Origin of the sequence: Pseudomonas sp. HY2-MNA-CIBAN-0224, assembly GCF_040310285.1 — a bacterium.
In the GTDB taxonomy this organism is placed as follows: Bacteria; Pseudomonadota; Gammaproteobacteria; order Pseudomonadales; family Pseudomonadaceae; genus Aquipseudomonas; species Aquipseudomonas helleri.
On sequence record NZ_JBEOPQ010000001.1, the window covers coordinates 199,926 to 218,729 of the forward strand.

Below are 18,804 nucleotides of genomic sequence, written 5' to 3' on the forward strand. Positions count from 1 at the left end.
TTCGTTGGTTCACCCGGCTAGGCAGGCACTTTTGCAATGAGGGCTTTTGTGTCGTTCAGCAGTTCTGCCTTCTCGTTCTCGTAGCGATCAGGATGCCATTGCGCATCTATCGCCGCCCAGCGACGCGCAATGCTCAGCAGCTCGTCGCGCTGCTGGGTCAGCACCATTCTGTCAAGTTGAAGCTGAAACAGATCAAGCGAGCCGGATTCAATGACATCGGTCGCAATGTTCTGACAGGCGTTCCAGCACGCCACAAGGCGGCGGGCGTTGCTTTCGGATGGCACACCCGTTTCGGGGTCGATGACATCAGCCGCAACAGCGACATCGTCTTCTGGGCGACGGATGAAATACTCGTCAACCGTGATGCCGGACTTGCTGCCAAACCCTGCGCTGGAAAACTCCAGAGGGCCTTGTGTGTGTTCGCTCATGATCAACTCCGATTGTTGGTTCACCTGCATTACGCCAACACTCATTCCTCCCGCTGGTTGCCGATGGGCGCAGGGGTGAGTGTTGGCGTAATAGAAGTGGGGGAGGGTGCCGGTCTTTCCCGGCTGTCAGCCCAGTAGCTTGGCGGTGCGCCACCTCATCGCTCTTCGTGGTTCATTGGGTCGGCAGATACACACGTTGCTTGTGTCCACCTACTGCGTCTCCACTACTCGCGTTTATCGGTTCGTTTTGGCTTTCGCCGAATAAGTGATGCAGATGCCCGGTACTGATCTCCGGGTTGAGAGTCATGCCGCGGTCAGCGCCTTTCGGCTACCGCAATGCCAGTTATTACGAGCCGGTACCGCGCGGGCATAAAATAGTACTTAGCCGGTCAGCGATCACTCTCGGGAACTGTTAGTTTTCAAACCCACGCATCAGCCTGCGCTTGCTTCTTCATCTGCATCGGAGAGTGATTTGTAAGGCGGGCCCACACGGGCGACCTCCAGCCTCCACGACTGGCGAGCTAAGCCTCGAATCTGGCTACAACTTCAGCGCTCGTGCACAGCGCTTATGCTTCACCAGACCTACGCAACCCCTGGCGCCATCGCGAATGACCGCTTTAGGGTTAACACTGCTCTACCGCCTTACAAATCACTCTCCGATACAGCCTGGGCTGCGTTCCGCTAAGGCGGGGTCGTCCAGGTGGCCGGGCAGTTAACGTCAGGGCTGACGTTGGCGCTGGTTGATCAATCACCCTCGCCCTGATCGAGCATCTTCTCGATATCGGCGGCTTCGGGCTTCTTCCAGTTCTTGATCTGGCCTGTTTCAAGGTCGATATCCAGCATCAGGTAATCGCCATGATGTTGGCCGGGGAAGAAGTCAGGCACGTAGCCTTCGTAACTGCCGACTTCCTCCCCTTGAGCGTCTTTCAGGCCAGCGGCGAAACCGTCGCGGACCTTGATGCACAGATTCAGCTCGATCACGTCGACCTGAACTGTTTTTTTCTGGTTGATTTGCATGCCGCTATCTCCGGGGCGTTAGCACTACTTGACTAGGCTGCGCTTTGCGTTGCCGCAGATTGAATACGCTGGAGGTTGCGTAGGTAGTAGAGAGCAGCCTCAATTTCAGGCTCTGTCAGATCGCGACCCAGTTCGCTGCGGCGGATGCCGATCGAGAAAATCACGCTGCCGTGGGCAGGCCCCATTCCGTAGCTGCACTCAATAAATTGGCCGTGCCAGTGGGCGTATTGCTTGGTTCCGAAGTACGCCTTCTTCAGGCCGGATGCGCCGGTTGCCAGATCGTCGATTGCTTTCTGAAGCGCGCGATCACGGTCATCACCGGCCTTGTCGTAGCTGCCGCGAACTTCAATAACTGACTCGCCCAGCTTCAGCACTTCAATATCAATGCCGTCAGCGGATACGGCGATCAGTCTTTTAGTTTCGGCCAGCTCAGTTTTCAAGCTGCCCAGGGTATGTTTGTGGCGGGCCATTTCGGCCTCAATCAGCGCATTCAAGCTGATGCGCTTCCTTTCCAAACCTGCAATTTGCATGTTCCGTACCTCTGTCTGGTTGTCATCCCAAAGCCCGCTCAGCGAACGGGCTTCAGTGATGCTTTCCAATCAAGCATCGCTATCTGTCACTTGCTCTGCCTGAATACGCTGGTAAATCTCTTCCCGGTGCACCGCGACAGTTTCCGGCGCAACAACGCCAAGCTTCACTTGCTGGCCGCTTACGCTCAGCACCTGCACGCTGATGTCGTTGTTGATGCGGATGATTTCGCCTACGCGGCGGGTGAGTATCAACATGGTCCTTCTCCTTGTTGGTGGTTTTCCCGCTGCACCCGGGTGACCAGGTGCAGAAGTGAAAACTTCATGGAAGCCGAGCAGCCAATGCCAAGCGCTGATGCAAGCGGGCCCGGTGATAATGGAACCACTGGATCTGTTCAGTTTTTGCAGGGGGCCAGCCTGCGCCTTCGCGGCACTCAGCCATGAAGCTCATGATGTTGGTTGCTACGCCGCGAGCCCGACGGGATTTGAACTGCTCCATGGATTCGCCTTCGGCACGAAGCTGGTTTTGGTTGCGCATCTGCTTACCCTCCGGTTGGTTTCCCGTCAGGCCCTCTTGAGAAGGCCTGCCAGTGAAACGTCATTCAGGAACCCTGATTGGTTGTTGGTCGATGATCGTTATCGAACCTCGGTCTGCGACTGCTATCCGAGCCGTCAGGCCTGGGTTGAAATCTGCGAGGCGAGGGTGCGCTTTGAAATCGACGACTTTCCCCGATCGATCGCCAAGCCCGAGATAAATCACGTCGCCTATCTCTATTTCACTTCCGCGCTTTGTTGGCATTTGCACTTCTCCCGGCTGTTTTCCCAATGCAGCCTGTCGCCAAGCTGCATCAGTGAAAAATTCGGTAAATCCTTATCTCCAGCCGCGGGCCTTTCGGCTTGTTGTCCCGCTGGATAACTGTTCTTGGCGATTTACGCTGCACGCCCGGGTCAGTTGCCAACCCTCTGAACCGTTTAGGCCGGTTCATCGCTGCCTTTGAAGCTGGGCCGGTAGTTATCCGGCAGGAGGTGTCGCTAAAGAGCAGTGGGCTCTCGCCCCGTCGCGGCGTGTTGCTTGCTGCGATGGAGTAAATTTAGCTCTGCGCTAAAATTACGTCAATAGCGCAAAGCTAAATATTTTAGCTTTCGGGTAAATTTATTTGTTCAGTACGGAGGCGGTTTCGTCGCGCAAGTAGTCTTTTGAGGGGGCTTTACGCAGGACTTAGCACTGAGCTATCATTTTTGAATGCTGTATGGATAAACAGTTATTTGTGGAGTGGGGCATGAGTGTTCAGCGGCTGAAAAATAGGGATGTGGGGGAGGCCATGACCGGGATGGAGAGGTTGAGCCTGCGGGTTTCAGAGATGATCAATCACCCGATCGCGCAGATTCGGCGCTCAGTGACGATTCACAAGCTGGACACGGACGGGGACCGAGAGTGGGAGGAAGTGATGGGCGTGCTTTCGGAAACCGATGAGCTGGATATGACCATCAACGACGACGGGACGATTACCTTGAAATGGGAAATGGTTGCTGATGAATATCGTCAGGTCGACGCTGACGAATTTGAGCCAGAGGAAGAGCCGGCACCTTTTTAAAAGACACAAAAAAGCCCGCGTTGAGCGGGCTGCATTTGAGTTCTGAGCTTTGGCCTGATCAGTCTTTGTAGGGCAGCTCGCCAAAAATGGAGTGGTTAACCCTGATCTGCTTTAGCGTATCGACGGCCTCTGCTTTATCTTCGCAGGGCCCAATCACCTTAGGGCAGGCTTATAAGCAAGCGGCGCTATCGAAATGCCATCTATTCTTTATACTCTCCGCTGGTTGAGTCTCAACCAAGCCAATGAAGGCGAAGTGGATTAGGTGAGCAGATGGGCATTCGAATAGCGTTAGGGTTGGCAGTAATAGTGTTACTGGCTGGATGCGTTACCAGCAGGTCGGAAGTTAATATCAGCGCTGCGCAACCAAGCCATGCTTTTGGTGAGCGCGCCAGTAACGGAAAGAAGGTGGCTATCATTACCGTAGACGAGCGAAATTTTCAGATTAAGCCTCGCAGTGCAGATATTCCTTCGCTAAAAAACGACGAGATCACCGACAAATCCATCACCGAGCGAGCTATCGCTCGTAAGCGAGATGGTTTTGGGAAGGCATATGGAGACGTGCTATTACCCCCAGGGCTAACAGTTTCTGGCGTAGTCAGTGAGGCAGTAGCATCTGCGTACAGGCAGGCAGGGTATGAAGTCGTGCCCGACGCAGGCGCTAGGGACGTTACCAAGGTCAAGGTTCATATAGTTGAGTTCTGGGGATGGCTATCTCCGGGCTTCTTCTCGCTAGCGGTAAATAATAAGTCCCACTTAAGGATCGAGTCTCTGGAAGCAGCAGATCTGAAAGTCGTGACCCGAAAAAGAGAAAGCATGCAGGTGGTTACCGAAACTGACTGGAAGGAAATTACAGAGGGGGGCCTTAAAGAAATCACTCGGGAAACTTTTAAGCAGCTATGACTTGGTAGTGCACAGTCATTCAGCATCGGTTTTCCCTTGCTTAAGATCGTGGACATTTTGGGGTAACCGGCTAAGCAGTGCAGGGGGGATCGCTTGGGAGGTCGGGCATCGCATTTTCTTAATGAAGAAGAAAGCCAGGATGTAAAAAAGACCCGCAATTAGCGAGTCAAGCCGGGTCGGAGGGGGTGAGTCACCCGGCATTAATAAGTGTAGGTGGCGGATGCAGGACTTCAAGTAGGCAGCCAAGTACGAATTGCAGCTACAAAAAAGCCCGCGTGCTGGGTAGAGCATTCGGGCAGGCACCAAGAGGATGGAGCCTCAATCTTGGTCCTTAGAGTGTAGGCGAGGTATAGGGGGTTGCAAGGGGAGTATATGAAGCCCGTAATTGGCTAGGGCTTCACAATTGATAAACTGTCTTTAATGCATTAGCCTATTTTGGCCTGCTAAGGAGCAAATTATATCAAAATAGCGTGCATTGTCTTTCGGGTTTGCTAAATTGAAAAGCTCATCGCTATAGTCGCTAGCTAAGTTTAGATGGGAGGTGATCTCATTTTCAATGCTGCTTTTGGCAGAGTATACAAAGTAGCTGCCAGTATCCTCTCCAAGTGCTTTTCTACCCTCCATAAAAGTCATCATCTTCATAGATGTTTCTTTTAATTTAGAGTTGAGGTCGTTAACGTTGAAGTCTATGGCTTCGGTTATATGGTAGCGGCCATTCTTCAGCAAGAAATCGGCGTGGAATCCGCTTTTTTCATTGATTGGATAGTTGTAGACAACTTTGTGCCTACTCAAATCATCTGTTGATTTGGCAAGCAGGTCCAATGACTCAAATCTGTCTTTTAAATGACTAAGGATTCTAGGTGTTCTAGTGGCTCTTTCTTTTGATGCGTGAGGCTTTATAAGTAAGTTGAATAGGTTGCTTACTCTCTGCTCATATTGGTTGCCGTCATCAATGGTGAATTCAGCTATGGCGGATAGATAGCTTGGTGACTTAAACCCCTCAAGGATGTGTCGGGCTATTTCAGGTGAGGGGGAAAGATCTGAAATGCTTTCAATTGAAGCTTTTAGATCTTCCATGTCTACAATGCTTGCGTTTCCATCAATCATTCTAAGCTTTGCAGAAGCATTTAGAACTCGAACATCAAGTTTTTTATCATTGAAAATAATCAGCCCGACGTTGATGATTTCACCACGCCTTGGGTCGGGCATATATTTAATTATGGAGTACTTGAAGTTCTTCATTCAGATCTTCCTTTTGATGTTTTCAATTCGTTCTATTCTGGCGCTTGAGGCCCACCACTCTATATAATTTCTTTTCTCTTTAACAGTCATCCAGCTTGAAGGCATATTGTTTAGTATGTCTTCGATCTCCTCACTAGAGATAGATGATAGCATATCTAAGCAGTTAATGGCTTCGGTTCGATCATAGTTCATAGTGAGATTGATTAGTGTGAACGATTTTTGGGTGTTGCAGTCCGGGAGAAAAGCTTCGAAGCCGGCATGTCCAGTTTCGAAGCAAGCTCTGCTAAAGTCGAATGCTAAGGCTATAAAACTGTTATCAAAGCTTTGTCTCCATAGATAGTTCCCCCAGTGGCGGTCGTCGTTATTTACAAATATATCAAACGCATATAGCCGGCTCAGGAATGTTCTTATGTTGTTAACTTTGATGTGGTATTGGAGGATCTGCATCACCTGAGTTATGTGGCTTATTTTCATAACTCCACCCTCCCAGATTGATCCAAATCCAGTATCCCCGTTGGATAGATTTATATAGGCGTAATTTGGAGTTGGGATAGTTACGCGGTATGCTAGTTCATAACATAGTAATTCACTAGCGGGAACCCTTCCTCTGCCGTCGCTAGGTTTTTTTACTGCGTAATCTCGACCATCCCTTCCATTAATAATAAGCTGGAGGTCGGCAGATCCTTGGTTGTTCGGATATTCAGTAAGGATATCTACAGGGAATAGCCTTTTCTGATACCCGCTTGATGAACTGGATGTCGATTTTGATGCGGATACCTTTCCTGTCCCTGTAGTGTTTGTCATGCGCATATCCTTATCTACTGAATCTTTAGTCTTATGTTTTTTGAAATCCAAGCGCTATTGTATAAGCCACAAATCTCTCGAGCGCCATATCATTCAGCCTAGGCTTTCTCAGGATGCGGGCCTTAACCTGGCGCGGGCCTTGGTCAACTGTACAGCTATTGGCATCGGATCAACACCCGACCACTTGAGAAGAGTTGTAGTCTCTTTCATGTCGCGACACTGATCTGGATTGGGTTTGCTTCATTCCACATGCGCTCTTGGGGATAGTCATTGATCCAAATCACTCAGTTTTCACCTCATCCACCCGCCATAGAAGTGATTCAGCGCTATCAACTCAACCACAGCCACGAGAACACAGAGCACAACGAAGCCCGGGCTGAAGACTCGCTTGCGATTGGATGAGCCTCCGCCCATCCAGCCAGCGTCGGAAGCGCCTGGAGTGACCATGAGTAGCGCCAACCAGGCACAAATCCAAAACTTGCTCCAGAAGCTCTGATTTCGCCATTGGGTCATACTTCTAACCTTTCATACCAGGTCGGCCCACGCAGTCAGTGCTTCGCAGACCTTGTTATACGCCCTGACTTCACCTCTTCCGCCAGCACCATCAGCCTATCCGCATGGTCATGCAGCTTGCTGATTTTCTCCATCGCAGCGAGGAACTCAGGCTCTGCGTAGCTTTTCGCCTCGCGGAACAGATCGTGTGCAGCATCTTCCAAAGCAGAGGCTGCTGCCTTCAGGTCGCTCCGTAGTTCCTGCGTTGGTTTGTTAAGCCCCATAATTACCTCAGCCTCACTTCCGCTTCCAAACCGACTCATTCCGCGCAAGCACCTTCACCAGCATCCGATCATACTTATCGGCCAAGAACAGAAGCTTTTCAGCTTCCTGTAGGTGGCCCGCCTGAATCTCTACCCATGCCTTAACCCGCATTTGTTGGCTGTGGTCATGCAGGTTTTCGTATGACTTGGCTATGCCGTCAGTTCCAGGTGCGTTTTGCATGGGGTAGGGCTCCTGTTCTCGTCAGTAAAGAAGCGCAGCCCTGTATCGGGTCACACCAGATTGGCATTCCATACCAGGAGTACCCGCGCGTGAATGTATGTGTCATCTTTCCGAATCTGGCGGGGGCGATGCATCTCATTGTCGGAGATCATTTCGAAGTGATCCTCATCGACTATTTGCAGTCGCTTGATGTACAGGTGCCCCTGCCAAGAAAACAGGTAAATCCCGTCCCCTGAGAACTCGCGAATCGTTACATCTACCAGCAGGGGGTCGCGATGCTTGATCGTCGGCGCCATGGACTGGCCCCAGCCCGTAACAACCTTCAGATGAAAGTGCTCTTTGAACTCAACACCCATTTCGCGCAGGTGTTGAGGGCTCACCCTGACGTCCTGGAGCATTTCCGGGTAGTCGTGAGGAACTTCCCCGCCACCCATTGCGCCGCGCACGTCGTAATGGGCAATCCAAACCTCATCACCGACCTGGCCTGGCTTGAAGTAATCAACAGCCAGCCCATCGCTTGCACCGTCAGCAACGGCAACGATCTTTTCTCGAATTTCGCCAGAAAGACCTTTGACCTTGGCAAGCATTTGCTTCACCTGGTCAGCAGCGCTCAATGGCGATGACGTTTCTTTTACTGATGCCTTGTTTTCGAGGTCTTGCGAAGCGGCATGGTCGCGCTCGTCGGCTGGTTGCAGCGAGTCAAACCAGCCCCTTGGAAGCCCCTCAACGGCCTCAATCCGGCGCGCTACGTCATCACCCAGGTTCTTGGCGGTCTTGTCCGACAGGATCTGGCTCAGGTGAGCAGGAGCCATCCCCCAGCGTTCAGCGCAAACGCCTTTCTTCTGGTTGCCGATCAGGCTGATTAATTGCTGCTTGCGAATCGCATAAATATCCATGCGCTCAAGAATGCCAGCGTTTAGCTCAATGCTAAATGTGCTCAAAGCTAAATATTCCTTGCTGCGATATTAGCCGTGAGCTAAATTTCGCTTATATGTAAGGAGAATCCAATGAATGTGCATCTGCGTGACTGGCTAGCCAGCGCTCCAAATGATCGGCGCAAGGCTGTCGCGGACGCCGCAAAGACCACGGTAGGCCATCTCTGGCAACTGGCGGGCGGTCACCGCAAGGCTTCCGCCGAACTTGCTGAGCGCCTGCAAGACGCCTCAGGCGGTGAGATCACCATTGCAGGCCTGCGCCCGGATCTTCTCGATCTGGCGCACAAGGTTCTGCGCGGCGCGGCCTGATCCTCATCCACTTTTCCATTGAAGCCAGACTAAAAGAGAGCGGACCTCATGCAAACGTCCAGTTCCAGACACACAGCGCTAACCCGCGATCAGGTTCTGGTCGCGCATGCAGCCAACCAGATTGCTCGCACCAGCCTGAGCCAGGACGACTTTGCCCAAGCGCTGAGCCGTGAGCTTCATCTGGCCATTCCTGAGAGAGCGTCCAAGAAGGACGTTCCTGACTTCAATTCGCCGGAACTCACCAGCAACGCGGGCGAGTTTGTGAAAGCGACCGGCCGCTGGCTCAAGCGCGTGCAGCGCTGGCTGTCAGGGGATCAGGAAATGCCGTCTTGGCTGGAGGAATCGTGGGTAAACGCCCTTGAACCGGAATACCGCGACCACTGCATTAACGAGCTTGCCAGCCGCTACGGCCTGACAGGTGCCAAGCAAATGACTGACGACCAGTGCGCGAACAAGAGTTTTGGCGCGCTCATCCGTGCCTTTGGCGAGGTGATCAACACCGGCAGTGAAGTATTCGACGACCAGGTTATGTGCGAGCAGGACCTGCCGCTCTTGCCGACGTTCGCCGAGCAGTGCCGTCAAGTTGAAGCCAAGGCAGGGGAGTTGGGGCGCAAAGCTGAGCAGTTGATAGCGGCTGCGGGCCGGCCAACTTTGAAATCCATAGCCTGAATTTGACTCGGAGAAAAAACATGCTCGAAACAAGTCTTCGTCAAATCGCAGTCCAAGCCATTGCGGCGCGTGCGTCCGGCTCTCCGGTCGAGGCTGCCGGCCAAATCTTGGCGGGGATTGCAGCTCTCGATTCGCCCGGCAAGCCATTTGTTATCTGGCCAACCAATCTTCCCCTTGCCGAGCAAATTAAGGCGCTGGAATCAGAGCTTGAGCGAATCCGCCATATCACTCAGTCCATGGCGGATTACCGGGCTATGCGCGATCTGCATCCTCAGGCGGATTCAAGCGCACTCCACGAACATCAAGATACCCAAAGTTCTGCTGTAGCTTCTGGTGTGCGTGCTGAGGAAGTCGCATCTCAACCAATTCCTGATGGAGCAAAAGAAGAAGCTGCTCTTCGCTCAGAGCAAAAGCCTGATCAGGGAGCCAATGATGCTTCTCAATGAGGTAGAGCTGGGCTGGGATAAAACCCTCAAAACCCTGCCAGTGAGTGGCGTGCTTTTGCCGGTATTTCTCGCAAAAGCAGAAGAGCAAGTAGGCGGGAAATGCCTTGTAAACAGCTGCCCTGTAATCCTGATCGCCGATGACACTTCCTTCTGGAACCGCTTTGCGAACTATCTCGTCAAGGCGATCTTGCCATTCGATCCCGTAGTTAACTCTCTCCTTTGTGTAGCTCATATGTCCGGCCTCCCGGGCCTTTTCGTGTGGAAGCAAAAAGCTACCACGGATGCGCCGGACACCCAATTCACCCGCAACACCAAATCGCAGGCACAAAAAAACCACCGGGCAAGGGTGGTTTCTCGTACAGCACTTACAGCTAAATCCTGGAGCTGATTATGCACAGTTCACTAAATACCGGCAATAGCCCCAACAATCCCGCGCCACGTTTTTCGCAATCTGAAAACGTGGCGCGGACTATGTCATCCCGAGAAATCGCAAAAGTCACGGGGAAGCGTCACGACAACGTAAAGCGAACAATCGAAGAGCTGGCCGCAAGCGGTTTGGTCCATCCTCAATCTGAGGATGAATGGTCAAGGGACAAGCTGGGGCGCCCTCGAGCCACCCGCGTCTACAACATTGGTGAGCGAGACAGTTACGTCATCGTTGCCCAGCTTTCGCCTGAGTTCACGTCGAGGCTGGTTGATCGCTGGCAGGAGCTTGAGCTTGCGGTCACCGCCCATGCAACGCCGAACACTAACAACTCAAAGGTTGTTGGCGAGCTGGCAATCCTGGAGTGCTTCGACCGCCTACTGAAACCGGCCCCCTCCAGCAAAATGATGATGCTGACTCAGATTGCTGCCAACAACAGACTGGATGCTAAGCTTCTCCCTGGTTATGCCATTGACGCCGCTCCTGACGCTACAGGCGGCAGCTCAATGCCAACCAAGGCCGTGACCGCTCTCATCAAGGAAAACGGCATCAGCAGTACAGCCGCTGCGTTCAACCGCGCCCTGGCTGCCCATGGCTTCCTGAAAACTTTGACTCGGTTGAATTCAAAGCGGGAAACCGTGGAGTTCTGGGGTGTTACTGACAAAGGCCTGCAATACGGCAAAAACCTCACAAGCCCTCAATGCCCCCGCGAAACGCAGCCGCACTGGTACGTAGATCGCTTCCTTGAATTGGCCGCATTGGTCGGGAAGGCCTGATATGCAATACACCGTCACGATCAACCAGGTGAAGGCGCTTGAGTGGGGGCTGAACTCTCAGCAAGCCCTGCTGTTCGCTTTCGTCTACGAGTGCCCGAGCTGGGCCAACCCAATCAAGACGGACACCGGCATTTACTTCGCTCTGAGCAAGGCAAAGATCGTCGAAGAGCTGCCGCTGCTCACCGACAAGCCGGACACCGCTTACCGCCTCCTGAAAGCCTTGCGCGATGCTGGTCTTATCGAGCTTTCCAGCACTGCGAACATCACGTTGGTTCGTTTGACCGAGAAGGCCAAAGAGTGGAATCGAAAACTCGATGGGTCGGAAAAATATCCGACCTCTGACGCTCTCGCGGGTCGAAAAAAAATCCGATCTACCTCGGAAAAATCTCCGAGCAAGGTCGGAAAAAAATCCGCGCAAGGGTCGGAAAAATCTCCGACAAATCAGGATACCAATAATCAGGGTACCAATCAGGGAACCAGTAATCAGGATTTGCGGGACGCCACCGGCAAGCCGGCGCAGCCCCACGGCTTGGTGCTGGTTGTTGACCGCTCTGACGCTCCACGAGTTGAAATCCCTGCTGACATGCCGGGCCCCAAAGACCAGACCTGCAAAACCTTCAAGGCTTGGGCCAACTACGCCATGGCCTACCGCAAGCGCTACAGCACCTGGCCGGTGTGGAACGCCAAAGCAGGCGGCCAGCTGGGCCAGCTTGTTGACCGCCTTGGTATCGACGTTGCCCACCATGTCGCCGCGCACTACCTGAAAAACAGCGATTCCGGTGTTGTTCGCAAGTGCCACAGCCTCAACGAACTGCTGGCCAACGCTGAGAGCTACCACACCCAGTGGGTAACCAACCGCCAAATGAACGGAACCACGGCCCGCCAGATGGAAAACACGCAGGCCAACTTGAACGCTGCCGAGGAAGCCGCTCGCAGCATTTTGGAAGGGGGTGAGAGCAATGCTTTCCTTCGCCGAAACCGCTGAACTCAGCATGGCCATCTGCGCCACTGCCGAGACACTCGGGCAGACCCTCAGCGCACCAGCCGCCAAGCTCATGGCTGAGGATTTGGCTGAACACCCTATGGAAGCGATCGCCAATGCGCTTTGGGCGTGCCGCCGGGAACTGACCGGCAAGTTGACCCTGGCTGCCATCCTCCAGCGCGTACAGGCCGCAGATGGTCGTCCGGGCAAGGATGAAGCATGGGCCATCGCCATGACCACCAACGACGAGTCTGAAACCGTGGTGCTGACTGACGAAATTCAGTTGGCCCTGGCTGCAGCTAAACCGGTGCTCGACGCTGGCGACAAGATCGGCGCTCGGATGGCGTTCATCAGTGCTTACGAGCGATTTGTAAGCCAGGCCCGGGAAAACGCCAAGCCAGTCAATTGGCACGTCTCTGTTGGTTTCGATGCCAGTCGCCGCATTCAGGCGGTCACCAAGGCCGTTGAGCTGATGCGTATTCCGCGCGAGCGCGGCCAGAAGTACCTGGCTGACCTAAGCGTTACTCCTGTCACCGAGAACGGCCGCGCTCTGGCGGGGCTAATCACGGGAGAGGTTGCACGGCCCACAGCCAAGTTCCGCGAAAAGCTTCAGGCGGTGAAGGACTCAATGCTGGAAATGCGAAAAGCCAACGACGAAAAGAAAATCGAAATGCGGATTGATGCAGCCAACGAATTGGCTGATCGCCGGGCGCTGCTTATCCGACAGGCCCAAGAATTGGAGTCGCGATCATGAAACGAGCAACCCCAGTACAGCTACGCAAAGCTCTTGAAGCCGCCAACGCCTTGGCTGATCACGGAATCAATTTCGTGTGCATTCCGGTTGTCGATGAAGCGGACGGTGCGAATTTGGTGAACCAGGCAGCCGATCGCCTTGAGCGCATGGTGTTGATTGCAGAAGCAGCGGAGAAGCGGGCATGACCGACAAGATGCGTGACGATTTTGAGGTGTGGGCCGTTGCTGACGCTAGCACCACAGGAAAAACGCTGCGATTTGAGCGTGTCGACGAGTGGTACATGGGCGCGGACCATCAAACAATGAACCTTGGTTGGGCGGCCTGGCAAGGGGCCCGCGAATCCTTGGTGATTGAACTGCCACCAGCTCCCCCGGTGCCAGAGGAACCTGAAAACGCCATCGATGATAGCCATATGGATGGCTACAACGCAGCCGTTCGCATGCGTAGCACGTGCGAGAAGAGCATTAAGGCCGCGGGCCTGAAGGTGAAGCCATGACTGCCCCATTTCTCCTGATCATCCTCTACATCTACGGCCAGGGGGCTGCAATGACCTCGGTCCCAATGCAAACCCTTGAACTTTGCGAGCAGGCGGCGGCTCAAGCCCAGAAGCTCGAAGGCACGCTTTCCAATATCAAAACTCAGTGTGTACGGGGTGAGGTATGAGCGAATTTGTAGAAGTGAAAACGCAGGACCTGTTGGGCGCGGCTCTTGATTGGGCTGTGGCAATGGCGGAAGGGTATCGGGTTGATCCTGAGGGTGATGGCCGATCGCTGATCAGCCCAAAGGGCGTATTCACCAGCCTCAGCGTTCGTGGTGCAGCAGAAGGTTTTGGCTATCGACCATCCAGTGACTGGAATCAGGGTGGCCCGCTGATTGAGAAGTACCAGGTGTTGCTTACCCCTCCGAGCAACCTGGTACATCGGAACTTTGGCTCATTCGATAAGCGTAATGGTTGGTATGAGAGTGGCTTTTGGGGCTCCACCATCTTCGGCAAAGAGCGCAAGTATCGTCGTGCGTCGTTCCATCACCCGGACAGCCCGTTAATCGTTGCCATGCGCGCAATCGCTCAGTTTGAGCTTGGCGACACCCTAAACGTGCCAAAGGAGTTGCTGGCATGACCGACAAAACCGAATTGAAGCGGCTGGCCGATGCCGCAAACGCAGTAATGGGCGACGTACGTGTTGATGTGGCGATCACCAGTGAGAGCGGGCCGAATCAGGACGAAATTGATTCTGTTACTGCGTTTTTGAAGCTTGCTACGCCTGCTGCAGTCCTGGCACTGACCGCCGAGAACGAGCGCTTTCTCAAGCTTCTTGAGCGAATGGTAGAACAACATGTTCCGCTGACTGAGTTGGAAGGAGTTCCTGGCTGGAGTCGAGTAGTTGAGCTAATCGAGGTCGTTACGCAACGCGACCAGCTCAAGGCTGAAGTTGAGCGCCTCAAGGCTGAGAATCAATCAGAAGTTGGTGCATGCCTGCTGAGTGTTGCTGAAAACAAGAAGCTCCAGGCCGAGAACGAGGCGCTGCGCAAGGATGCAGAGCGGTACCGCCGACTTCGCGAGTGCAACAGCGGTTCGCTGTGTATCACGAAGCTCACTATTGATGACGGCGATCACGTTCTGGTTGAAGTGGAAGCGGATCAGGCAATTGACGCCGCCTCAGGCAAGGGAGAGCAGTCATGACTCTGGAAGCTCTTGCCTGCATCTACTTCGCCGGCGCTGTAATCACTGGCTTTCCCGTGACCAAGCTCAATCACTTCTACCGCTGTGTGCTGATCTGGCCTTTGTTCTGGCTGCTTTTGCTGGTGGTTGTTTTGGAAATGGCCTTGGAGGATCTGCGTCATGACTCTTGACTCAATCGCCTTATGGCTCGGCTACGGCGTAATGCTGGTGGGTGGCGCTGTTGTGGTGCTGGCGCTGTTGATCGTTGCTGCTCTGCTTCTGAACGCCAAAATCACCCTGCTCGGCAAGTACCTGCGGTTCTATTGGGACCTGAAAACCCTGCGCGCAACCATGCGTCGGCTTGAGGCGGAAGGGAAGGTGAGCAAGAAGGCGGGGGTGCAGCTGTGACCAGGCCAGCGAAACCCCGCCCAATGCCCGTGTACCTGGTGCTGCGCCGCCTGGTCGATCCTGCCACCGGCCGAGAAGTCGCTGCATTCGTGCCGTCCTCCGAGGCTGATCGGTCGATCCTCCGCGAGCGTGATTTTCGAATCAACACGAAGATCCGCGCCGAGCTGAAGCAGCCGCGCAACCCGCGGTTCAACGGATTGGTACATGGCCTGGGCCGGGTGTTGAGCCAGAACATCGACCGCTTCTCTGGCAAGCAGTCCCATGACGCCATCAAGGCTCTCCAGCTGGAGTCGGGCGTTTACTGCGATGAAGAGCAGTTCGACATTCCCGGCCTTGGCCAGCTTACCCGCAAGACACCGCGCAGCCTGTCCTATGACTCGATGGGGGAGGAGATATTCCAGGACTTCTGGCGTCAGTGCTGTGCGTATCTGGTCCTGCATGACTGGCCGACGCTCACGGAAGAGCGTCTGACCGAAATGGCCGAGTTCGAAGCATTTAAGGAGGCCGCATGAGCCATAACTTCAAGCCGGGCGACCTAGCGCTGGTTATCAACCACACCTTCCCGCCGGTAATCGGTACATGCGTCGAGCTGATCAGCCGTCACTTAGTGAGCCCGGTGGATCGAAAAGACCCAATGGACCCCGGCGTCTATGAACAGGAAGGCGGCGACCCGGTGTGGGTAGTGAGCGAAGACAAAGCAATCGTTTGGGAGAAGTGGTTGATGCCTCTGCGCGGCGACCTTATTCCCGAACAGCAGAAAGCCAAGGAGGCTGTGCCATGCTTGTGACCAATCCACTTACTTGCGAATGCCATCGCTGTATCGCTGAGCACAATCTTGGGACCAAAGGTCCGCTTGGCTGGCTACCGCTGTCGTCCACGAAAATGATCTTGTGCCCCAAGTGTGGCTGCAAGCGCTGCCCTCGGGCGAGCGATCATGACTTGGCATGCACGGATAGCAATGAGTCTGGTCAGCCTGGGAGCGTGTACCAATGACTATCGAGCGTAAACAGCCCAAGGCGAAGAAGTGTCGGGTGGCTACATGCGGCGCCACATTCGTCCCTGCACGCCTGGGGCAGTCGGTATGCAGCCCGACCTGCGCAATCATCGATGCGCCGCGCCACCAGGAGAAGGCACGCAAATCACTGGCTCAGGTTGAGCGCAAGGAAATCAAGGTTCGCAAGGAGAAGCTGAAGAGCAGGGCGGATCACTTGCGCGAGGCTCAGGCCGCGGTGAACGAGTACGTACGCCTACGTGATGCCGACCTGCCTTGCATTAGCTGCGATTCCACGCCAAGCGATAGCGACCTCATGACTGGCAGCCGCTGGGATTCGGGGCACTATCGATCCGTCGGCTCTTGCCCAGAGCTGCGCTTTGAGCCGCTGAACATTCACCGTCAGTGCGTGAAGTGCAACCGCAATCTCTCCGGCAATGCCGTGGAGTATCGCATCCGCCTGTTGTTGCGCATCGGCGCCGAGAAGGTGGCTTGGCTGGAGGGGCCGCACCCTGTGCGCAAGTACACCATCGAAGAAATCAAGGCCATCAAGGCTGAGTACCGGGCTAAAACAAGAGAACTGAAGAGGGCTGCGGCATGAAAATCAACTCAGCACGCCAAGCGTGGCATGACTGCAACTACAACCCGGCCCCAGGCCAAACCTCTGATGCTGCTGTGCTGGGTGTCGTTGTGCAGAAGACCGAGCGCGGCCCAACTGCTGACCATGCGGTGCATGGCGCATTGGCCGGCCAGATCCAATCGGCAATTGCGCGCCTGCACTCGCAACTCCGCGCCTTCGGCAACGCCATGTACGCCGCCGAGCCGACCGACGACGACCGGGAAACAGCGGAAGAGGCTGTGTTCAACCTGGCCTCTTCACGTGTCGAGCGGATGACGGCCAGCAAGCGGGAGCGTGCCGAGTACGTGGCCAAGGGTGTGTTTCGCCGATATCGCTATATGCACCAGGGTGGCCAGTCCTCAAACCAGGATCCGCTGGCAAAGCCCGAAGCGTTCAGGGCGTGGCTGAAAGGGGAGTACGGGGTAGGGCTGGTTTCGGATCGTTGGGGGCGAGATTGGGAGCCTTTTGTACAGCTCTGCTTTGATGCTTGCTACGACATTGACGCCCAGGCATTGAGCCCAATTGGCGGGGTAATTTACAAGATGAAAGAGGCTGCTTGACTTCCCGCCCGGCTGAGAGCACTATTTTCCCGTAATTAGAATTTTGCCTTCGGCAACTTGCTAAATAAAACCCGACCTTCGAGTCGGGTTTTTTATTGCCTCAAAAAGGTGACAGATTACTGCCTGTTGCAGGAGATCATTTGACCATCAGCCGCGAGCACCATTTGCCCCTCTCCCAAGCGTACGACTGTGTAGCTACTACCGAGGCTCGAGGGCTGATCGCTTGTGTTATGCGCATTTATGCGGAGGAAATTTTCCTCGATTGAGTAGCTACCCACGTAGTTGCCGCCATCACCCTGATGAGACTCAAAGCTACCGTCATTACCTATCATCATTGTGTAGGTCTGTCCTGGGCTCATGCATTCCCAGCTACCAGATATTTCTGACTGAGAGAATGCTAAAGCCTGAAATGAAATTAATGATGCGGTAAAAAAGCAAAGCTTTTTCATTGGTCTGTCCCTTACAAGTTTGCCTATTTGAACATCAGTAAGGCAGCTATCCAGCTTTTTGCCACTGCTGTTGATATCAACACTGAGCAATGACGATAACGCGGTGCTGCGTCGTCCCAGCTGCAAGCGTTTTTATTCTTTCGACGTTCAGGTCGAGACCTCAAACAATACGGAGTAACGATGGATCCTACCGATCTCGGCCCAGGCACAGCCACCTGGCTGGGCGGTAGTGCCACGGTCATTCTCGGCGGCCTGCTTTGGTTGCGCCGATTTCTTTCCAAGGATGCAGCGGACCGCGCAATGGACAGCGCCGATATCGGCACGCTTAAGCGCCTGAACGAACTGCTGAACCAAGAGCGCGCAGCCCGCAAAGAGGCTGAAGCCCGCGCTGACCAGTTCGCGAAAGAGCGCAACGACCTTGCCGCAGCCGTTGGCCGCATGGAAGGCAAGATCGAAGCGCTGACCAGCCAGGTTGCCCAGCTCACCGAACGGGTAACGCAACAGAGCGACGAGATACACCGCCTGCGTAACAAGTTGGGAGGGGTCGCCTAATGGACAGATGCTCGCTGGAATTTATCGCTCGCCGTTGGTGGCGCAGGACTGAGGTCTGGGCCATTGCCGTCGTGCTGGTGTGCGGCGGTGCTGTGCTGGGCTATCAGGCCGCTGACTGGCGCCTCGCCGAAAAGCAGAACAGTCAGGTGCAGGAAATTCGCAGGGCCTACGACGCGGCAATGATCGAGCGGGATAAGCGTCTGGAAGAGCTGACCCGCCAGACCGGCAGCGCTGCTGACAAGGCATCGAAGGCCGCAACCACTGCCGCCCAGGCTGCCGACAAGGCGGACGAAGCCCTTAATCGGGTATCGCAGTAATCCGCGCCACGTTTTCGTATGCGCCAAATCGTGGCGCGATCTAGTCGTGATCGTTATAGGCCGTCACCACCACCGGCTTCACGGGGAACCACAACCACTCGCCGTCCTGAAGTGGTTCGTGGAAGCTGCGTGTCACCTCAAACATATGTTCACTGCGTGGATCATTAGTGGGCCTCAGCTCGATTAAGAAGGTTCCTAGCCAGCCTGAAAAAGGATCGGTTCGAATCCCTAGCCAGCCTGCCCGTTGGACAATTGCGCCAGTGTTGTCTGCGCCCGCATAGAGTGACCGCTCACCCGGGGCGAAATGAAACTTGACATTAGTAAGCTGCTCTGGCTCGACATTATTTGTGTGAATGACGATTCCAGCCTTGTTGTGATCCATGCGCTTAGTCCTTGTTAAGTGTTGAGACGTATCAATACCGCCATCTGGCGAGCCGATCAAGA

The 18,804-nt window shown here is 54.4% G+C and carries 34 protein-coding genes; 23 read left to right on the forward strand and 11 right to left on the reverse strand.

From position 1 onward, the window contains the following. Positions 1-17 precede the first annotated feature (17 nt). From AAEZ03_RS01015 to csrA, 4 genes are all read right to left on the reverse strand, one after another. The gene (locus AAEZ03_RS01015) at positions 18-428 is read right to left on the reverse strand and encodes a hypothetical protein (protein ID WP_350575151.1); all 411 of its coding nucleotides are present in this window, start codon (positions 426-428) and stop codon (positions 18-20) included. 744 nt (positions 429-1,172) lie between these two features. Continuing rightward, positions 1,173-1,445 carry a hypothetical protein gene (locus tag AAEZ03_RS01020; protein WP_350575153.1) on the reverse strand — a complete coding sequence of 91 codons (273 nt, stop codon included), beginning with the start codon at positions 1,443-1,445 and terminating at the stop codon, positions 1,173-1,175. A 32-nt stretch (positions 1,446-1,477) separates the two neighbouring features. After that, positions 1,478-2,044 carry a hypothetical protein gene (locus AAEZ03_RS01025; protein WP_350575156.1) on the reverse strand — a complete coding sequence of 189 codons (567 nt, stop codon included), beginning with the start codon at positions 2,042-2,044 and terminating at the stop codon, positions 1,478-1,480. Then, positions 2,045-2,230, reverse strand: a complete 186-nt coding sequence (gene csrA / locus AAEZ03_RS01030) for a carbon storage regulator CsrA (protein ID WP_350575159.1) — start codon at positions 2,228-2,230, stop codon at positions 2,045-2,047. A gap of 55 nt (positions 2,231-2,285) precedes the next feature. Between csrA and AAEZ03_RS01035 the strand changes: the two genes are divergently transcribed. The 3 genes from AAEZ03_RS01035 (at position 2,286) to AAEZ03_RS01045 (ending at position 4,467) form a co-directional block, all read left to right on the forward strand. Continuing rightward, complete coding sequence (locus tag AAEZ03_RS01035; protein WP_350575161.1) at positions 2,286-2,888, forward strand: hypothetical protein; 603 nt, start codon at positions 2,286-2,288, stop codon at positions 2,886-2,888. A gap of 364 nt (positions 2,889-3,252) precedes the next feature. Next, positions 3,253-3,567, forward strand: coding sequence for a DUF1654 domain-containing protein (locus tag AAEZ03_RS01040; RefSeq protein WP_350575538.1), 315 nt, complete (start codon positions 3,253-3,255; stop codon positions 3,565-3,567). Between the two features lie 405 nt (positions 3,568-3,972). Next, complete coding sequence (locus tag AAEZ03_RS01045; protein ID WP_350575164.1) at positions 3,973-4,467, forward strand: flagellar biosynthesis protein; 495 nt, start codon at positions 3,973-3,975, stop codon at positions 4,465-4,467. 417 nt (positions 4,468-4,884) lie between these two features. Here AAEZ03_RS01045 and AAEZ03_RS01050 read toward each other — a convergent pair whose 3' ends face one another. The 6 genes from AAEZ03_RS01050 to AAEZ03_RS01075 all read right to left on the reverse strand — a co-directional run bounded on the left by AAEZ03_RS01050 (position 4,885) and on the right by AAEZ03_RS01075 (position 8,405). Continuing rightward, entirely contained in the window at positions 4,885-5,709 is an 825-nt protein-coding gene (locus AAEZ03_RS01050) for a DUF3037 domain-containing protein (RefSeq protein ID WP_350575167.1), read from the reverse strand. Beyond that, positions 5,710-6,513 (reverse strand): HipA family kinase, encoded by an 804-nt coding sequence (locus AAEZ03_RS01055; RefSeq protein ID WP_350575169.1) that lies wholly within the window; start codon positions 6,511-6,513, stop codon positions 5,710-5,712. It abuts the gene before it with no gap. Positions 6,514-6,804: 291 nt separating this feature from the next. Beyond that, positions 6,805-7,026, reverse strand: a complete 222-nt coding sequence (locus AAEZ03_RS01060; protein WP_350575172.1) for a hypothetical protein — start codon at positions 7,024-7,026, stop codon at positions 6,805-6,807. 35 nt (positions 7,027-7,061) lie between these two features. Continuing rightward, a complete protein-coding gene (locus AAEZ03_RS01065; protein ID WP_350575174.1) occupies positions 7,062-7,289 on the reverse strand; it encodes a hypothetical protein in 228 nt (75 codons plus the stop codon). Between the two features lie 13 nt (positions 7,290-7,302). Beyond that, entirely contained in the window at positions 7,303-7,509 is a 207-nt protein-coding gene (locus tag AAEZ03_RS01070) for a hypothetical protein (protein WP_350575177.1), read from the reverse strand. Positions 7,510-7,559: 50 nt separating this feature from the next. Continuing rightward, positions 7,560-8,405, reverse strand: a complete 846-nt coding sequence (locus AAEZ03_RS01075; protein ID WP_350575540.1) for a S24 family peptidase — start codon at positions 8,403-8,405, stop codon at positions 7,560-7,562. Between the two features lie 111 nt (positions 8,406-8,516). Between AAEZ03_RS01075 and AAEZ03_RS01080 the strand changes: the two genes are divergently transcribed. The 20 genes from AAEZ03_RS01080 to AAEZ03_RS01175 all read left to right on the forward strand — a co-directional run bounded on the left by AAEZ03_RS01080 (position 8,517) and on the right by AAEZ03_RS01175 (position 18,360). Next, on the forward strand, positions 8,517-8,753 hold the full coding sequence (locus AAEZ03_RS01080) for a helix-turn-helix domain-containing protein (protein WP_331368589.1): 237 nt from the start codon (positions 8,517-8,519) through the stop codon (positions 8,751-8,753). Positions 8,754-8,801: 48 nt separating this feature from the next. After that, on the forward strand, positions 8,802-9,422 hold the full coding sequence (locus AAEZ03_RS01085; RefSeq protein WP_350575180.1) for a DUF8585 domain-containing protein: 621 nt from the start codon (positions 8,802-8,804) through the stop codon (positions 9,420-9,422). 20 nt (positions 9,423-9,442) lie between these two features. Further along, positions 9,443-9,868: a hypothetical protein gene (locus AAEZ03_RS01090; protein WP_350575182.1), complete on the forward strand. Its 426-nt coding sequence runs from the start codon at positions 9,443-9,445 to the stop codon at positions 9,866-9,868. Beyond that, positions 9,855-10,256 (forward strand): hypothetical protein, encoded by a 402-nt coding sequence (locus AAEZ03_RS01095; RefSeq protein WP_350575185.1) that lies wholly within the window; start codon positions 9,855-9,857, stop codon positions 10,254-10,256. Before AAEZ03_RS01090 ends, AAEZ03_RS01095 begins: the two co-directional genes overlap by 14 nt. A 2-nt stretch (positions 10,257-10,258) precedes the next feature. Then, positions 10,259-11,068 (forward strand): Rha family transcriptional regulator, encoded by an 810-nt coding sequence (locus AAEZ03_RS01100; RefSeq protein ID WP_350575188.1) that lies wholly within the window; start codon positions 10,259-10,261, stop codon positions 11,066-11,068. A gap of 1 nt (position 11,069) precedes the next feature. After that, complete coding sequence (locus AAEZ03_RS01105) at positions 11,070-12,053, forward strand: phage replication protein (RefSeq protein ID WP_350575191.1); 984 nt, start codon at positions 11,070-11,072, stop codon at positions 12,051-12,053. Next, the gene (locus AAEZ03_RS01110; RefSeq protein ID WP_350575194.1) at positions 12,028-12,804 is read left to right on the forward strand and encodes a hypothetical protein; all 777 of its coding nucleotides are present in this window, start codon (positions 12,028-12,030) and stop codon (positions 12,802-12,804) included. Before AAEZ03_RS01105 ends, AAEZ03_RS01110 begins: the two co-directional genes overlap by 26 nt. After that, positions 12,801-12,989 (forward strand): DUF1382 family protein, encoded by a 189-nt coding sequence (locus tag AAEZ03_RS01115; protein ID WP_350575197.1) that lies wholly within the window; start codon positions 12,801-12,803, stop codon positions 12,987-12,989. Before AAEZ03_RS01110 ends, AAEZ03_RS01115 begins: the two co-directional genes overlap by 4 nt. Beyond that, positions 12,986-13,300 (forward strand): phiTE_015 family protein, encoded by a 315-nt coding sequence (locus AAEZ03_RS01120; RefSeq protein ID WP_350575200.1) that lies wholly within the window; start codon positions 12,986-12,988, stop codon positions 13,298-13,300. Before AAEZ03_RS01115 ends, AAEZ03_RS01120 begins: the two co-directional genes overlap by 4 nt. Continuing rightward, entirely contained in the window at positions 13,297-13,467 is a 171-nt protein-coding gene (locus tag AAEZ03_RS01125; RefSeq protein ID WP_350575203.1) for a hypothetical protein, read from the forward strand. The genes AAEZ03_RS01120 and AAEZ03_RS01125 overlap by 4 nt, the downstream gene beginning before the upstream one ends. After that, on the forward strand, positions 13,464-13,922 hold the full coding sequence (locus AAEZ03_RS01130; RefSeq protein WP_350575206.1) for a phage protein NinX family protein: 459 nt from the start codon (positions 13,464-13,466) through the stop codon (positions 13,920-13,922). Before AAEZ03_RS01125 ends, AAEZ03_RS01130 begins: the two co-directional genes overlap by 4 nt. Further along, a complete protein-coding gene (locus AAEZ03_RS01135; RefSeq protein ID WP_350575209.1) occupies positions 13,919-14,485 on the forward strand; it encodes a hypothetical protein in 567 nt (188 codons plus the stop codon). Before AAEZ03_RS01130 ends, AAEZ03_RS01135 begins: the two co-directional genes overlap by 4 nt. Further along, the gene (locus AAEZ03_RS01140; protein WP_350575212.1) at positions 14,482-14,655 is read left to right on the forward strand and encodes a hypothetical protein; all 174 of its coding nucleotides are present in this window, start codon (positions 14,482-14,484) and stop codon (positions 14,653-14,655) included. The genes AAEZ03_RS01135 and AAEZ03_RS01140 overlap by 4 nt, the downstream gene beginning before the upstream one ends. Further along, positions 14,645-14,872, forward strand: coding sequence for a hypothetical protein (locus AAEZ03_RS01145; protein ID WP_350575215.1), 228 nt, complete (start codon positions 14,645-14,647; stop codon positions 14,870-14,872). The genes AAEZ03_RS01140 and AAEZ03_RS01145 overlap by 11 nt, the downstream gene beginning before the upstream one ends. 23 nt (positions 14,873-14,895) lie before the next feature. Then, positions 14,896-15,384: a hypothetical protein gene (locus tag AAEZ03_RS01150; RefSeq protein WP_350575218.1), complete on the forward strand. Its 489-nt coding sequence runs from the start codon at positions 14,896-14,898 to the stop codon at positions 15,382-15,384. After that, the gene (locus AAEZ03_RS01155) at positions 15,381-15,659 is read left to right on the forward strand and encodes a hypothetical protein (protein ID WP_350575220.1); all 279 of its coding nucleotides are present in this window, start codon (positions 15,381-15,383) and stop codon (positions 15,657-15,659) included. The genes AAEZ03_RS01150 and AAEZ03_RS01155 overlap by 4 nt, the downstream gene beginning before the upstream one ends. A 202-nt stretch (positions 15,660-15,861) precedes the next feature. After that, entirely contained in the window at positions 15,862-16,464 is a 603-nt protein-coding gene (locus AAEZ03_RS01160) for a recombination protein NinG (RefSeq protein ID WP_350575222.1), read from the forward strand. Continuing rightward, on the forward strand, positions 16,461-17,042 hold the full coding sequence (locus tag AAEZ03_RS01165; RefSeq protein WP_350575225.1) for a hypothetical protein: 582 nt from the start codon (positions 16,461-16,463) through the stop codon (positions 17,040-17,042). Before AAEZ03_RS01160 ends, AAEZ03_RS01165 begins: the two co-directional genes overlap by 4 nt. A 629-nt stretch (positions 17,043-17,671) precedes the next feature. Continuing rightward, positions 17,672-18,043 carry a chemotaxis protein gene (locus AAEZ03_RS01170; RefSeq protein WP_123749024.1) on the forward strand — a complete coding sequence of 124 codons (372 nt, stop codon included), beginning with the start codon at positions 17,672-17,674 and terminating at the stop codon, positions 18,041-18,043. Beyond that, positions 18,043-18,360 carry a hypothetical protein gene (locus AAEZ03_RS01175; protein WP_350575228.1) on the forward strand — a complete coding sequence of 106 codons (318 nt, stop codon included), beginning with the start codon at positions 18,043-18,045 and terminating at the stop codon, positions 18,358-18,360. The genes AAEZ03_RS01170 and AAEZ03_RS01175 overlap by 1 nt, the downstream gene beginning before the upstream one ends. A 40-nt stretch (positions 18,361-18,400) precedes the next feature. Here the strand turns inward: AAEZ03_RS01175 and AAEZ03_RS01180 are convergent, their stop codons facing one another. Then, positions 18,401-18,742, reverse strand: a complete 342-nt coding sequence (locus AAEZ03_RS01180) for a hypothetical protein (RefSeq protein WP_350575231.1) — start codon at positions 18,740-18,742, stop codon at positions 18,401-18,403. Positions 18,743-18,804 lie beyond the last annotated feature (62 nt).